At 64.5% G+C, this 13,655-nt stretch carries 11 protein-coding genes; 4 read left to right on the top strand and 7 right to left on the bottom strand.

From position 1 onward, the window contains the following. Positions 1 to 208 precede the first annotated feature (208 nt). Genes AiwAL_RS03175 through AiwAL_RS03165 form a run of 3 tightly spaced genes read left to right on the top strand, consistent with a single transcriptional unit; the run spans position 209 to position 3,488 of the window. Complete coding sequence (locus tag AiwAL_RS03175) at positions 209 to 1,252, top strand: S1C family serine protease (protein ID WP_262312092.1); 1,044 nt, start codon at positions 209 to 211, stop codon at positions 1,250 to 1,252. Further along, on the top strand, positions 1,252 to 1,935 hold the full coding sequence (locus AiwAL_RS03170; RefSeq protein WP_235703248.1) for a response regulator transcription factor: 684 nt from the start codon (positions 1,252 to 1,254) through the stop codon (positions 1,933 to 1,935). Before AiwAL_RS03175 ends, AiwAL_RS03170 begins: the two co-directional genes overlap by 1 nt. A 59-nt stretch (positions 1,936 to 1,994) precedes the next feature. Then, positions 1,995 to 3,488: a HAMP domain-containing sensor histidine kinase gene (locus AiwAL_RS03165; protein WP_235703249.1), complete on the top strand. Its 1,494-nt coding sequence runs from the start codon at positions 1,995 to 1,997 to the stop codon at positions 3,486 to 3,488. Between the two features lie 391 nt (positions 3,489 to 3,879). Here the strand turns inward: AiwAL_RS03165 and AiwAL_RS03160 are convergent, their stop codons facing one another. The 7 genes from AiwAL_RS03160 to AiwAL_RS03130 all read right to left on the bottom strand — a co-directional run bounded on the left by AiwAL_RS03160 (position 3,880) and on the right by AiwAL_RS03130 (position 11,299). Then, complete coding sequence (locus AiwAL_RS03160) at positions 3,880 to 4,947, bottom strand: tartrate dehydrogenase (protein ID WP_235703250.1); 1,068 nt, start codon at positions 4,945 to 4,947, stop codon at positions 3,880 to 3,882. Next, a complete protein-coding gene (locus AiwAL_RS03155) occupies positions 4,947 to 6,356 on the bottom strand; it encodes an APC family permease (RefSeq protein ID WP_235703251.1) in 1,410 nt (469 codons plus the stop codon). Before AiwAL_RS03155 ends, AiwAL_RS03160 begins: the two co-directional genes overlap by 1 nt. 216 nt (positions 6,357 to 6,572) lie before the next feature. Beyond that, complete coding sequence (locus AiwAL_RS03150; RefSeq protein ID WP_262312091.1) at positions 6,573 to 7,466, bottom strand: lysophospholipid acyltransferase family protein; 894 nt, start codon at positions 7,464 to 7,466, stop codon at positions 6,573 to 6,575. After that, positions 7,463 to 8,413 carry a tetraacyldisaccharide 4'-kinase gene (gene lpxK / locus AiwAL_RS03145; RefSeq protein ID WP_262312165.1) on the bottom strand — a complete coding sequence of 317 codons (951 nt, stop codon included), beginning with the start codon at positions 8,411 to 8,413 and terminating at the stop codon, positions 7,463 to 7,465. The genes AiwAL_RS03150 and lpxK overlap by 4 nt, the downstream gene beginning before the upstream one ends. After that, positions 8,413 to 9,651: a 3-deoxy-D-manno-octulosonic acid transferase gene (locus AiwAL_RS03140; protein ID WP_262312090.1), complete on the bottom strand. Its 1,239-nt coding sequence runs from the start codon at positions 9,649 to 9,651 to the stop codon at positions 8,413 to 8,415. Before AiwAL_RS03140 ends, lpxK begins: the two co-directional genes overlap by 1 nt. After that, entirely contained in the window at positions 9,642 to 10,358 is a 717-nt protein-coding gene (locus AiwAL_RS03135) for a lysophospholipid acyltransferase family protein (RefSeq protein WP_262312089.1), read from the bottom strand. The genes AiwAL_RS03140 and AiwAL_RS03135 overlap by 10 nt, the downstream gene beginning before the upstream one ends. After that, on the bottom strand, positions 10,355 to 11,299 hold the full coding sequence (locus AiwAL_RS03130; RefSeq protein ID WP_235703255.1) for a LysR substrate-binding domain-containing protein: 945 nt from the start codon (positions 11,297 to 11,299) through the stop codon (positions 10,355 to 10,357). Before AiwAL_RS03130 ends, AiwAL_RS03135 begins: the two co-directional genes overlap by 4 nt. Before the next feature lie 128 nt (positions 11,300 to 11,427). Here AiwAL_RS03130 and katG point away from each other — a divergent pair, with 128 nt between their 5' ends. After that, positions 11,428 to 13,638 (top strand): catalase/peroxidase HPI, encoded by a 2,211-nt coding sequence (gene katG, locus AiwAL_RS03125; protein WP_262312088.1) that lies wholly within the window; start codon positions 11,428 to 11,430, stop codon positions 13,636 to 13,638. The last annotated feature ends 17 nt before the right edge of the window (positions 13,639 to 13,655 follow it).

Genomic DNA, 13,655 nt, shown 5'->3' with positions numbered 1-13,655 from the left:
ATTCTTAAAAGTTTTGTAAATTAATAGGAAGTTACATCAATTTTTTTATCCAAATTCTTCGTTTCGTTCCACAACTGTAGGTAACTCTCTGAAACATGCCAAGTTCGTAACGTCGCCGCAACGCTCAGGCAAAGCCGTGTAGCGGAATCTTGCGCAGGCGTCGGCCGGGTGCCATGTCATCGACGAATCGAAACATCAGGAATCCAGAATGCCGGCTCGGCGCCGCGCGATCATCACTGCTCTTGTCGTCGCTCCCGCGATCCTGCGGCCGCAGCGCGGCTTCGCCATGCCGTCCAGCTTCGCCCCGCTGGTGCGCAGCGTCGCTCCGGCGATCGTCGGCATTTCGGTGACTCAGGTCGCCGGGGCACGAAAACCGTCCCCGCCGCATCTACCGCGGCGGAATGCCCAGCCGCAGGAATTTACCGGCGGTGGTGCGGTCAACAAGGCAGCCGGCTCCGGCTTCATCGTCACCGCATCCGGCATCATCGTGACCAATAATCACGTGGTGGGCGATGCGGCGCGCATCATCGTCACCCTGGATGACGGGCAGCGCCTGCCGGCGCGGATCATCGGCGCCGACCAACTGACCGATCTTGCCGTCGTCAAGATCGATGCCGGCCGGAACCTGCCCTTCGTGCGCTGGGGCAATTCCGCGCATATGGCGGTGGGCGACTGGATTCTCGCGGCCGGTAATCCGTTCGATCTCGGCACCTCGTTCACCGCCGGTATCATCTCCGCGCGCGGCCGCGAGATCGGCGATGGCCCGTTCGATCATTTCCTGCAACTCGACGCGCCGATCAATCCGGGCAATTCCGGCGGTCCGTCATTCGACATGAACGGCCACGTGATCGGGGTGAATACCGCCATCGTTTCCCCCTCGGGCGGATCGGTCGGAATTGGCTTCGCGGTTCCCTCCAATATGGCGCGGCGAATCATCGCGGCCCTGATCGCCCATGGCAGCATTCCACGCGGCTGGCTCGGCGTGTCGGTCGCGGATCTGCCTTCCGGCGCGGCCGGGGTGGAACTGACCGGAATCGAATCCGATGGACCTGCCGCGCGGGCCGGTCTTGAGCCGGGCGATGTCATCCTCGCGATCAACCGCCTGCCGGTGAACGATGCCAGTGCACTGATCCGTGCGGTTGCTTCGGTGCCGCCGGGCAGCATCGAGCATTTACGCATAAATAGGAATGGCCGGATCTTCGGCCTTTCCGTAGTTGTCGGCCGCAGGCCGGCGGAGTTAGGGAGCGACTGATGCGAATACTGGTTGTGGAAGACGACAAGGATGTCGCCGGTTTCGTGGTGAAGGGACTGCGCGAGGCCGGTCACACGGTGGAACATGCCGATAACGGCCGTGACGGGCTGTTCATGGCGGCATCCGAGAATTTCGACGCGATTATCCTCGATCGCATGCTGCCGGGCGGGATCGACGGGCTGCGCCTGCTGGAAACCCTGCGCGCCCAGGATAATGCGACGCCCGTGCTGTTTCTCTCGGCACTCGGCCAGGTGGATGATCGGGTCAAAGGGCTGAAAGCGGGCGGCGATGACTACCTGACCAAGCCATTCGCCTTCGCCGAACTGCTCGCCAGGGTGGAAGCCATGGCGCGGCGCGGCAAAGGCGAGGGGCCGACGACGCGGCTCGCGGTCGGCGATCTGGAGATGGATTTGCTGTCGCGCGGCGTGAAACGGGGCGGTCAGAAGGTAGATTTGCAGCCGCGTGAATTCCGCCTTCTTGAATATCTGATGCGCCATGCCGGCCAGGTGGTGACGCGCACCATGCTGCTCGAAGGCGTGTGGGACTACCATTTCGATCCGCAAACCAACGTGATCGACGTTCATGTCTCGCGATTGCGTCAGAAGATCGACAAGCCGTTCGATGCGCCGCTGCTGCATACGGTCCGCAATGCCGGATACATGCTCAGGGTCGAGGAGCCGTAACGTGCAATGAGATTTCGTCGATCACGCCGCTATCGGGATCTTACCCGGAAGGCGGCGCGGTGAGCGAGGCCGTACCCGAAGCCGATCCGAAGCCGCCGGTGCGGATACGCAAGCGCAGGCGATTCCTACGCTCGGCCGGCGTTCGCTTTGCCGTGCTCTACGCGTTGGTGTTCGGCATTTCGACCATCGTGCTCGCGGCCTCCTTGCGGTATTCGACCGTCGGTTTGCTCGACCGGCAGACCCATGAGGCGATCCGGGTCGATGCGCGGGGCCTCGCCACGCATTTTACCGAAGGAGGCTTGCCCGCGCTTGTGCTGACCCTGCGCAACCGGATCGACGAAAACCTGAACGACAACGCGATCTATCTGCTGGTTGATCCGCTGGGCAATAGAATCGCCGGCAATCTGACCCGTTGGCCCCAGGGTATCGATGCGCCCCATGCCTGGTACACGATGCCGGTGGAGCGGGCGGGCCTGCGTTCGCACGCGTTGCTGCGCTACTACGAACTGCCCGGCGGATTTCAGTTGCTGGTCGGAAGGGATGTCAGCACGCGGTCCCAACTGCGTCACATTTTGCGCGACGGGCTCCTCTGGGCACTCGCCGCGATGCTGCTGCTCGGCGTTCTCGGCGCACTGGTCATTCGCGGGCTGTTCAAACGCTCGCTTGCCGATATTTCCGCGACCACGCGGGCGATCGCGCGTGGCGATCTGACCCAGCGCGTGCGGCGGTCCGGCAGCGGCGACGAGTTCGACGAACTCGCCGAGACGATCAACGATATGCTCGATCGCATCTCCCGGCTGATGGACGGGGTCCGCCAGGTTTCCAACGCGATCGCGCACGATCTGCGCACCCCGATCACGCGGGCGCGGGCGCGCCTGGAAGATGCCGCAGCGCATGCCCGCACGACCGAGGAATTGCGCGGCGCTGTCGACCGCGCAACCGACGATCTCGACGGGGTCGTCAAGGTGTTCCAGGCCTTGCTGCGGATCGCCGAGATCGAGGCGGGTTCCCGGCGCTCGGCTTTCGCGGATATCGATCTCGCACCTGTGCTCGACGATCTCGCCGAGTTTTTCGAAGCCGCGGCCGAGGAGCGCGGTATCGGGCTGGACATCGCCTGGCCGCGCGAGCTGCCGATGGTGGGCGACCGGGACATGATCCAGCAGGCGATCGCCAACCTGCTCGAAAATGCGCTGAAATTCTCACCGGCCGGATGCCGGGTATCGATCTCGGCCCGGATGGATGCCACCCATATCGAAATTCACATCGCCGACCAGGGCGCGGGTATTCCCGAGACCGATCGTCCGCGCGCGACCGAGCGGTTCTATCGGGCGGAAAGCGCGCGCTCGACGCCCGGCTCGGGTCTCGGCCTTGCCCTGGTATCGGCGATCGCCAATCTTCATGGCGGTATCTTGCGGCTCGACGATAACCGGCCGGGTCTGCGCGCGGTTCTGGTGCTGCCGCGCCGCGCGCCCAATCCCGACTCGACACTGAGGATCAAGCTCTGGACCCAAAACCTGAAAAAAGACGCCCTGACACCGACCGATAACAGCTAGCCCGCATTTCTCACGCGGACTTTTTCGTTCCGGCTTTGATGAATTTGGGTTCCAGGATTTTTGGGATCATCGTGGCGGGCGTCGTTATGCCGAATTCTGGACAAGCGGACCTCCCGCCGCGTGATGCGGCGTTGGCGGAAGGGGATGGCGGCTTGCGGTGTCTGGTTCGTATCAGGCGGCGCCAATGAGCAAGGCGTGGGCGAAGGCGGTAAGGTTCCAACGGGGTAACCGCTGGAATAACGCCGGAGGGGATCCCGAATTCGTATTGCCAGGGGCAGGCCGAGGCCATGGCTTCGGGGCATCCGGGATGGAGATGACGCGAGTCGGAGAACGTCACCGGGATTAAACACCTAACCACAATCAGGGAAGACTCTAAATTCATCATCACACTCTACCTAAGAGCGCTGACAATCGCCGCTGTCAGATCCGCCATTTTTCCCGTCCCGCCAAGATCGGGCGTGCGCGGCGCCGAAGGATCGGCAAGTGCCGCCTCTACCGCACGCAGCACCAGAGCGGCACCGTCGGCTTCGCCCAGATGCTCCAGCATCATCGAGGCGGCCCAGATCGCTCCGATCGGGTTGGCGATTCCCTGCCCCGCGATGTCAGGGGCCGAGCCATGCACCGGCTCGAACATTGAGGGATATTTTCGCTCCGGGTTGAGATTGGCCGAGGGGGCGACGGCAATCGTCCCAGTCACGCCCGGCCCGAGATCGGACAGGATGTCGCCGAACAGGTTGGAGCCCACAACCACGTCGAACCGCTCGGGCGACATCACGAACCGCGCGGCGAGAATGTCGATGTGATACTGATCGATCCTGACATCGGGATAATCCGCCGCAACGGCGGCGAACCGCTCGTCCCAATAGGGCATCGTATGGAAAATGCCGTTGGATTTGGTCGCCGAGGTCACATGATTCCGGTCGAGCCTTCGCGCCAGTTCGAACGCATAGCGAAGAATCCGGTCGGTCCCGGTGCGGGTGAAAATGCTGGTCTGCTCGACGAACTCCCGATCGGTGCCGGCGAACATCCGTCCGCCGATCTGCGAATACTCGCCCTCGACGTTTTCACGCACCACCCAGAAATCGATATCGCCGGGTTTCTTGCCCGCGAGCGGGCAGCGCACACCGGGCAGCAAGCGGACCGGGCGGAGATTGACATACTGGTCGAACTCGCGCCGGATCGGGATCAGCAATCCCCAGAGCGAAACATGATCGGGCACGCCAGGATAACCCACGGCGCCGAGAAAAATCGCATCAAAATCGGCTAATTGCACGATGCCGTCTTCCGGCATCATGCGGCCTGTCGCCTTGAAGGTTTCGCAGCTCCAGTCGAACTGCACATAGTCCAGCGAGAAACCGCAAAGTGTGGCGGCGCGGTCGAGCACCGACAGCGCCGCCGGGATCACCTCGCGGCCGATCCCGTCGCCGGGGATGACCGCGATGTGGTATTTTTTGCCCATCAAAACTCCTCATCCGCGACATACGACCCGATCTTTTGAACGAGGTCGGGGTCGCGCCGTTCCAGCACGATGCCGTAGATGATCGATAGCACGAGTACGCCAAGCGCAATCCACGGGAACAAATTGTAAGGCGCAGGCTGGCCGGGTTGCACCAGGCCCCAGAGCGGGAACAGCATCAGGATGGTGCCGACCACCGGAATGACGGCGTGTTTGAACGCATTGAACTCCACGCGATGATATTTGAGCATATAGACTGGCAATGCGAGGTTGGTGATCAGATAGGTCACGATAACGGGAATCGTCCCCAGCGACCCGGTTTCGCCGAACAGATCGACCGGCTTGATGTTCCAGCCGAACACGATGACGATCGCGAAGGCGATCAGCACGAAGCTCCACATCGCGACGAAGGGTGTGCGGTGCTGCGGATGGATCTTGCCGAAGAAGCGCGGCAGCAGCCCTTCGCGCCCCGAATTGAACAGAATTCGCGCCTGGCTGTTGGTCAAGCCGAGCAGCGAGGAGAAAATGCTGGTCAGTCCAGCGAGATAGGCGATGATCAGCAAGCCGGCGGCGGATGCCTTGAACGCATCGACGAAGGGGATATCGGATTTGCCGATGGCGGTCGCGTTGTTGTGAAAGGCGATTTCCGTCGCATAGGCGAGAAACATATACAGAATGCCGATCGACAGCGTGCCGATGATCAGCGCGCGCGGGATGTTGCGCCGCGCGTCGCGGGTTTCCTCGGCCAGGGTCGCCGAGTTCTCCCAGCCGATGAACAGATAGATCGCGATGGGAAAGCCGAGCCCGATGCCTTTCAGCCCGCCCGACAGATTATGCCATTCGAAGGGTGCCAGTGTGATGCTGCCGCGATTGACTACCAGCATGATGATCGCGCCGACGATCAGGAGGACAAGTTCGAAATAGAAGAACACCGCCGCCCAGGTGGTGGATAGTGCGACACCGCGCGAGACCAGAAACCCGACGATGCCGGTCGCGATCAGGCTGAGTAATTGCCAGGGGATGTCGATGCCGAGGAACAGTTTCAGCGTGTCGTGCGCCCAGCCGCCCGAAATCACCACGACCGAGGAGGCCGCGACCAGATAGCCGAACACCACGAACACCGAGGCGGCGGCACCGGCGACCGGGCCGAACGCCATGCCGATGAACGTCACGAACGAGCCGGTGGATGGCCGGTATTTCGAGAACTCGGCGAGGGTATTGGTGAGAAACAGGATCACCACCATCGCGACCAATATGGTCAGTGGCGCGGCAACCCCGGCACCGGTCACGATCAGGCCAAAGCCGAAGAAGAAGCTCATCGCCGGCGCGATATTCGCGAGCGTCGATGCGACGATCTGCGGCAGGCCGAGCGCATCGCGCTTGAGCCTTCCGTGCGGAACGATTGCAGTCATGAATGCCCCCTCGTTGTTTTGTTTCGCAAGCCTAATCCATGGCAATGGGTAATACCAGCGTAACGTAGCCTTGGCTCGTTCCGCTGCACGCCGCGAATGCGGCGCGCGCCTAGTGGCGCGAAAGCCAAGCGCGCGGATGCGCGCCCCTCCGTTGTGTTTCCATCGATCCTTCGGATCGCCGGAACCTTGCGCAACTCCGCCCGGCGTCCGAGGGCATCATTTAATAACCAACTCTTTCGGCCAGCGCCGGTGCAGCCATAGCCATTCGCCCGGCCGGGCGCGGACCCAGCGCTCGATCGTCCGGTTCATCCAGATGGTCGTCGCTTTGACGTCTTCGGTCTTGTCCTCGGTCTTTTGTGCAAATTCCAGGGGCTCGCAGACGATGCGCAACCGTGCCGGGCCCAGCCGTTCGACGTGGACCGGCAGGATGGGACAGCGAAATTTCCGCGCGAACACCGCAAGCGCCGGCGTTGTCATCGCGGGGGTGCCGAAGAACGGCGCCTCGATTCCGTCGTTCAGCTTCTGATCGACCAACATGCACAACACCCCGCCATGGGTCAGGTGTGCATAAGACGCGCGCGCACCCGAAGCACCCTTGGGAAACATGGCGACTTTCTGGCCCATCGCTGCCTTGCGCAGACCAAGAATCGTCTCGTCCACCGCCTTGTTCGCGGCGGCGCGATAGAAGAAGGCGAGGGTAACGCCGAGCCGGTAGAATGCCAGCGGGATGATCTCCCAGTTGCCGAAATGTCCGGTCAGGATGATGCCCGGTCCGCCGCGTGCCGCAAAGGCCCGGACGTGCTCCGCCCCGACCACTTCGTAGCCGGGCCCGCTCGCGGTTTCGCGCAAATTGGCGAGATGCGGAAACTCGGCGGCGTTGCGTGCGAGATTCTCCCATACGTCGCGGATGATTTTCCGGCGTGCGGCGGCGTCGAGTTCCGGCATGACCCGGCGCAGGTTGGCATTGGCAACGCGCGTGGTCGGAATCAGCGGGCCGATCGACCGCCCGATCGCGCCGCCCAGATCGCTGGCGCGCCGTGGATCGAGCCTCCGAAACACCGCGAGAAAGCCGCGGACCATGGCGTATTCGATCCGGTGCAAAAACGTCATGGCAGAAGGCGCTCCAGGGTTGCTGGATCGTCGAAAACGAGATCCACGGTGACGACGGCACACCGCTCCAGGATTTTGGCCGGCAGTTTCACCGCGTCCTTTTCGGTGGTGGCGAGAACGGCACGATGCCGTTCGGCGAGGGCTGCGAGTCGTGCGCAATCACCGGGCCGATAGAGATGATGATCCGGGAATCCGACGGTTTCGACAAGTTCCGCGCCGAGTTCGCGCAGGGTGCTGAAGAATTTGGCAGGTCGTCCGATGCCGGCGAAGCCGATCACCCGGACGTCCTTCAGGGGCATCGAACACGAGCCTTGCAGAGCGGCGGTCAGTACCGGCAGCGTTGCCGGCAGAGCGGCACGCGCACCCGTCTGATCCGGCCCGATCAGTACGGCGCACGCGCAGCGCGCGGCAGCGAATGCGACCGGTTCGCGCAGCGGCCCGGCCGGCAAACACCGTCCATTGCCGAATCCGGTGCCGCCGTCGATCGTTAGGAGAGAAATGGTTTTAGCAAGGTCAGGGTTTTGCAATCCATCGTCCATCACGATCGCCAAGGCGCCGGAAGCTACGGCGAGAAGCGCACCGGCGGCGCGGTTCCGCGCGACCACGGTAGGTGCCGATGCGGCGAGCAGCAGCGCTTCGTCGCCGACCGCGTGCGCATTATGCAGGGCCGGATCGACCAGAACCGGGCCGCGCAATGTTCCGCCGTGGCCCCGGGTCAGCGCGAACGGCGCAGCACCGCGCGCGTCATAACGGGCCAGAATATGCCGTGTCAGGACGGTTTTCCCTGCGCCGCCGACGCCGGCATTACCGACGCAAATGACCGGCACGCCACAATCATATTGCGGTCGTGCCAGCCGCCGGGCGGTCATTGCTTCGGTCACGGCACCGAGCGGCGCGAGCAGGCACGCGGCGAATCCGTCATGCTGCCAGAACGCGGGGGCGCGGATCATGCGATTGCGTCCAGAATTTGTGCCGTAAGCCGTGCGGGCAGATCGGCGAAGCCCTGACAGGCACGGCGCCCGGCTTCGCCGATCATGGCGGCGCGAGCGGGATCGGCGAGCAACGAGTCGAATGCCTGGGTCAGTTCCGTGCCATCCGTTATATCGATCAGCCCGCCAGCCGCGCGGAGGATCGCAGCGGCTTCGGCGAAATTGGCGAGGTGCGGCCCGGCGATCGCGGCGCAGCCGAGCTGTGCGGCCTCGATCATGTTATGGCCGCCGACCGGCACCAGCGAGCCGCCGATGAAGGCGATCGGGCAAAATCCGTAGAACAGCCCCAGCTCGCCCAACGTGTCGGCGAGGTAGATGCCGCCGGGCACCGGCATCTCGCCTCGGCTGCGCCGCGCGGTCGGCAGGCCGGCGGTGAGCGCGGCGATCGCTTCGGCCCGTTCGGGGTGGCGCGGCACGATGATTGTGGTGAGGTTCGCATGACCGGCGAGTAAGGCGCGATGGGCTGCGACCATCGGCGCATCCTCGCCCGCGTGGGTGCTTGCCGCCAGAATTCGCGGTCCCGGACAAGCGGCTTCCAAAGCCGTGCGCGCAGCCGAATCGTCCGGCAGGAGCGGGGCCGCAAATTTCAGGTTCCCTGGCGCTTCGACGCGATCAATGCCAAGCCCGCGCAGTGCCGCCGCGTCCGCCTCGGATTGCGCGGCGATGAACCCGAAACCATCGAACAGCGCGCGCGCGGTGGCGGGAAACCGCGCCCAGCGCTTAGCGCTTCGGGCGGAGAGCCGAGCGTTGACCAGAAACCGCGGCACGTGCCGCGCATCCAGGCCGCGCAATAGATTTGGCCAGATCTCGGATTCGACGAACACCGCCGTGTCCGGCCGCCAATGATCGAGAAACCGCTCTGCATAGCGCGGTGCATCGAGCGGCACGAATTGATGGATGGCGCGGGCGCGCCGGGCAGCCAGCCCGGCCGAGGTGATCGTGCCGGTGGTGAGCAGCACGGCCGCGTGATTCGCCAGTATGTCGATCAGTGTGAGCGCGGACATGGTCTCGCCCATACTCGCTGCATGGATCCAGATCAGCCGTCCCCCCGGTCGCGTGATGCTTGCGATACCGTAGCGTTCCGGCAGGCGGGTGGCGATTTCCTTGCCGCGTTTTGCCCGGCGGCTAAGCCAGAACGGCAGCAGCGGCGCGGTAAGTGCCGTTACTCCGCGATAAATCGAAAGACTCAGCGGCACAGGACCGACGCCCTCGCGAGATTGGCGGTCATCCCGGCCTCGATCATTGCGAGCGACGCCTCCCAGTCCCGCCGCGGCACCAGAATCGGGCCGCTTGCGATGAGTGCGCCGCGCCCGAAGGGCAGGGGAATCCGCATCGCATCCCAGCTCTCGAGGGTGAGTGCACGCGACGTCGCGGCGGCGGCGCAGAATACCGGAGCACCGGTCAGGGCGGCGAGTTGTGCGACGCCCGGAGCGGCGCGGCGGCGCGGCCCGCGCGGTCCGTCCGGCGTCAGCCCCACGGGATGGCCCGCTTCGAACAGGCGCGCGAGTTCGCGCAGGCCGGAGGCCCCGCCGCGCGAGGTCGAGCCGGAAATGGTCTCGATGCCGAAATGGCGCATCGCGCGGGCGATCAACCGCCCGTCGCGATGCCGGCTGGCCAGCACATACCCTTTCGGTCCGGCGCCGATCCGTTCCGCCTCGCGCCACAGAATCGGCATTGAGGGCAGGCATTCGTGCCAGAACACGATGATGCACGGCGTACCGGCCTTCAGGGCGCCGAGCAGGGCGTCCGCATCGATGGTCCAGCGCGTCGTGGCCATGGCGCCGTGCAGATAGAGCCCGGCCAGATCGCCCAGGGGTTGCTGGACCCAGACCGATTTGAGGGGCGCCTTGAGCGTATCGCGGATCATCGGTGCGGCGGTAGCATCTGCCGAAGCGCGCGTCATCCGCCGACCGCCGCAAGGGTCGGCGCGGGCCGCATCCCCGCGAGCAGCGCCGCGAGCGCGCGAAACAGCGGATCGCGCGGGTCGGATGCGCGCCAGACCAGCGCGATGGTGCGCCCGGCCGAGGCATCTCCGAGATCCTGACAGACCACGAGATCGCTGAGTTCCGGCCGGGCCGCCACGGCAAGCGCGGGCAGCAGCGAATAACCCTCCCCGGCAGCGATCATCTGCCACAGCGTCTCCAGGCTGGTCGCATGACGGGTCACCGGCTTGGCGTTGCACAGGCTCAGCGCCTGATCGCGCAGGCAATGCCCGTCTTCCAGCAACAGCAAATCATCCGCCGGCAGATCGTCGAGGGTGAGACGCCGCAACCCGGCCAGCGCGTGGCCGGGCGGAGTCGCCAGCAGGAACGGCTCGAAAAACAGCGGCGCGGCGGTCAGTCCGGCGCGCGACACCGGCATGGCGAGGAGCAAAAGATCGAGCGCGCCTTCGATCAGCCGCTCGATCAGCCGCGCGGTGCGTGCCTCGGTGAGGCGGAGCGACAACTCGGGCCGCTCGGCGCGCAGCAGGCGCAGCAGTCCCGGCAGATAATACGGCCCGAGCGTCTCGATCGCGCCCAGGGAGACCTGTCCGGTCATCCCGGTGGGCTGGCCGTGCGACAAGGCGAGCAGATGCCGTGCCTCGGCGAGAACGCGCTCGGCCTGGACGAGAAGTGCTGCGCCTGCTGCGGTGGGTGCGACCCGGCGTTTGGTGCGCTCGAACAGCGTGACGCCGAGAATCGCTTCGAGCTTGCGGATCTGTTCCGAAAGCGCCGGCTGCGACACGCCGCAGCGCTCCGCCGCGCGGCCGAAATGACGGAGTTCGGCCACCGCCTGGGCATATTCCAGATCGCGGAGCGACAGGCCGGCGAGCAGGCGCGGCGACGCGGGGTAAAAACTGTCCATTGCGCTTTATAATCGATATTACCAATCAGAGAAATATAGAAAATCGACTTCCCCTATGACTTCAGAGGACTATAACCACTGCGACTCCACGAACAGAGCAATCAACCCAGCCCCGATCGGAGAGACAGATGGACGGAGATAATGTCGCCAACGCCGGTACGTGCCCGGTAGTGCATGGGATTTCCACCCTTAGCGGTTTTCGGGGACGGTCGAACCGGGACTGGTGGCCGAACCAGCTGAACCTCGCCATGCTTCACCAGCATTCCTCCCTGTCCAATCCCATGGACAAGGAGTTCGACTACGCCAGGGAGTTCGGCAAACTCGACCTTGAGGCGCTGAAGCAGGACCTTTTCGCGCTGATGACGGATTCGCAGGACTGGTGGCCGGCCGATTTCGGGCATTACGGTCCGCTCCTGATCCGAATGGCATGGCATAGCGCGGGCACCTATCGCATCGGCGACGGCCGTGGCGGCGCCGGTTCCGGAATGCAGCGCTTCGCGTCGATCAACAGTTGGCCCGACAACGTCAATCTCGACAAGGCGCGCCGGCTGCTCTGGCCGGTCAAGCAGAAATACGGCGACCGAATTTCCTGGGCCGACCTCATGATCCTGGCCGGCAACTGCGCCCTGGAATCGATGGGCTTCAAGACCTTCGGTTTCGCGGGTGGCCGCGCGGATGTCTGGGAGCCGGGAGACGAGACCTACTGGGGCGCGGAAGACACCTGGCTTGGCGACAAGCGCTACAGCGGTGACCGGAACCTCGAAGAACCGCTCGCCGCCGTGCAGATGGGCCTGATCTACGTGAATCCCGAAGGCCCGAATGGCACGCCGGACCCGCTCGCGGCGGCGCGCGACATCCGCGAGACGTTCGCGCGCATGGCGATGAACGACGAAGAGACCGTGGCGCTGATCGCTGGCGGCCATACCTTCGGCAAGACCCATGGCGCGGGTGACGCGACACTGGTCGGACCGGCTCCCGAGGCCGCCGGCCTCGAAGAGCAGGGCCTGGGATGGAAGAGCGGATTCGGCTCCGGCAAAGGGAGCGACGCCATCGGCAGCGGCCTGGAAGTCATCTGGACCAGGACGCCGACGACATGGGACAACAATTTTTTCGAGACCCTGTTCGGCTATGAATGGGAGCTGACCAGGAGCCCGGCCGGCGCCCATCAATGGCAGGCGAAGGACGGCGCGGGTGCCGGCACGGTGCCCGATCCGTACGACCCGTCGAAGCGCCGCGCGCCGACCATGCTGACCACCGATCTCTCCTTGCGCGTCGATCCGGTCTACGAAAAGATTTCACGGCGCTTCTACGAGAACCCGGACCAGTTCGCCGATGCTTTCGCCCGGGCGTGGTTCAAGCTGACGCATCGCGACATGGGCCCGCGCTCGCGCTATCTCGGCCCGCTGGTCCCGGCGGAAGATCTGATCTGGCAGGATCCCGTCCCCAAGGTCGATCATCCTCTGATCGACGCGCAGGATATCCGCAGCCTCAAGACCAAACTTCTCGCATCGGGCCTGTCGGTCTCCGAACTGGTGGCGACCGCCTGGGCCTCGGCGGCCAGCTTCCGCGGCTCCGACAAGCGTGGCGGGGCGAACGGCGCACGCATACGGCTTGCGCCGCAGAAGGACTGGGACGTCAACCAGCCCACCCGGCTGGCGAAGGTGCTCGGCATCCTTGACGGTATCCGCACGGCGTTCGACGCCGCTCAGCCGGGCGGCAAGAAAGTGTCGCTCGCCGACCTGATCGTCCTCGGCGGTTGCGCCGCGGTCGAACAGGCCGCGAAGGACGCCGGGCAGGAAATCGAGGTTCCATTCACGCCGGGCCGCACCGACGCGACGCAGGAGCAGACCGATGTCGACTCCTTCGCCGTGCTCGAACCGGCCGCGGACGGGTTCCGCAACTACCTGAAGCCCGGATTGGCGGTGTCGGCGGAGGAGCTTCTGGTCGACCGGGCGCAACTCCTGACGCTGACCGCGCCCGAGATGACGGTTCTGGTCGGCGGAATGCGCGTGCTGGATGCGAATGCCGGCGATTCCCGGCACGGCGTCTTCACCAGGCGGCCGGGGGTTCTCACCACCGACTTCTTCGTGAACCTGCTCGACATGAGAACGGTCTGGAAGCCGGCCTCGGAAGCCGGGGATGTGTTCGAGGGCCGCGATCGTGCGACCGGGGAATTGAAATGGATCGGCAGCCGGGTCGACCTCGTCTTCGGGTCGAACTCCCAGCTCCGCGCGCTTGCCGAAGTCCATGGGTGCGATGCCTCGCAACAGAAGTTCGTGCGCGACTTCGTTGCGGCGTGGAGCAAGGTGATGAACCTCGATCGGTTCGACCTCGCCTGAGTCCGGCGAGTGGAGAT

It is taken from the genome of Acidiphilium sp. AL (genome assembly GCF_025499445.1).
Lineage (GTDB): Bacteria > Pseudomonadota > Alphaproteobacteria > Acetobacterales > Acetobacteraceae > Acidiphilium > Acidiphilium iwatense.
The sequence above is the reverse complement of the archived record's forward strand: the minus strand, read 5'-3'. Positions and strand labels throughout refer to the sequence as shown.

Coding starts and splice junctions, on each gene's coding strand:
- AiwAL_RS03175 (WP_262312092.1), top strand. CDS start 209: ATGCCGGCTCGGCGCCGCGCGATCATCACTGCTCTTGTCGTCGCTCCC.
- AiwAL_RS03170 (WP_235703248.1), top strand. CDS start 1,252: ATGCGAATACTGGTTGTGGAAGACGACAAGGATGTCGCCGGTTTCGTG.
- AiwAL_RS03160 (WP_235703250.1), bottom strand. CDS start 4,947: ATGGGCAAAAAATACCACATCGCGGTCATCCCCGGCGACGGGATCGGC.
- AiwAL_RS03155 (WP_235703251.1), bottom strand. CDS start 6,356: ATGACTGCAATCGTTCCGCACGGAAGGCTCAAGCGCGATGCGCTCGGC.
- AiwAL_RS03150 (WP_262312091.1), bottom strand. CDS start 7,466: ATGACGTTTTTGCACCGGATCGAATACGCCATGGTCCGCGGCTTTCTC.
- AiwAL_RS03135 (WP_262312089.1), bottom strand. CDS start 10,358: ATGACGCGCGCTTCGGCAGATGCTACCGCCGCACCGATGATCCGCGAT.
- AiwAL_RS03130 (WP_235703255.1), bottom strand. CDS start 11,299: ATGGACAGTTTTTACCCCGCGTCGCCGCGCCTGCTCGCCGGCCTGTCG.
- katG (WP_262312088.1), top strand. CDS start 11,428: ATGGACGGAGATAATGTCGCCAACGCCGGTACGTGCCCGGTAGTGCAT.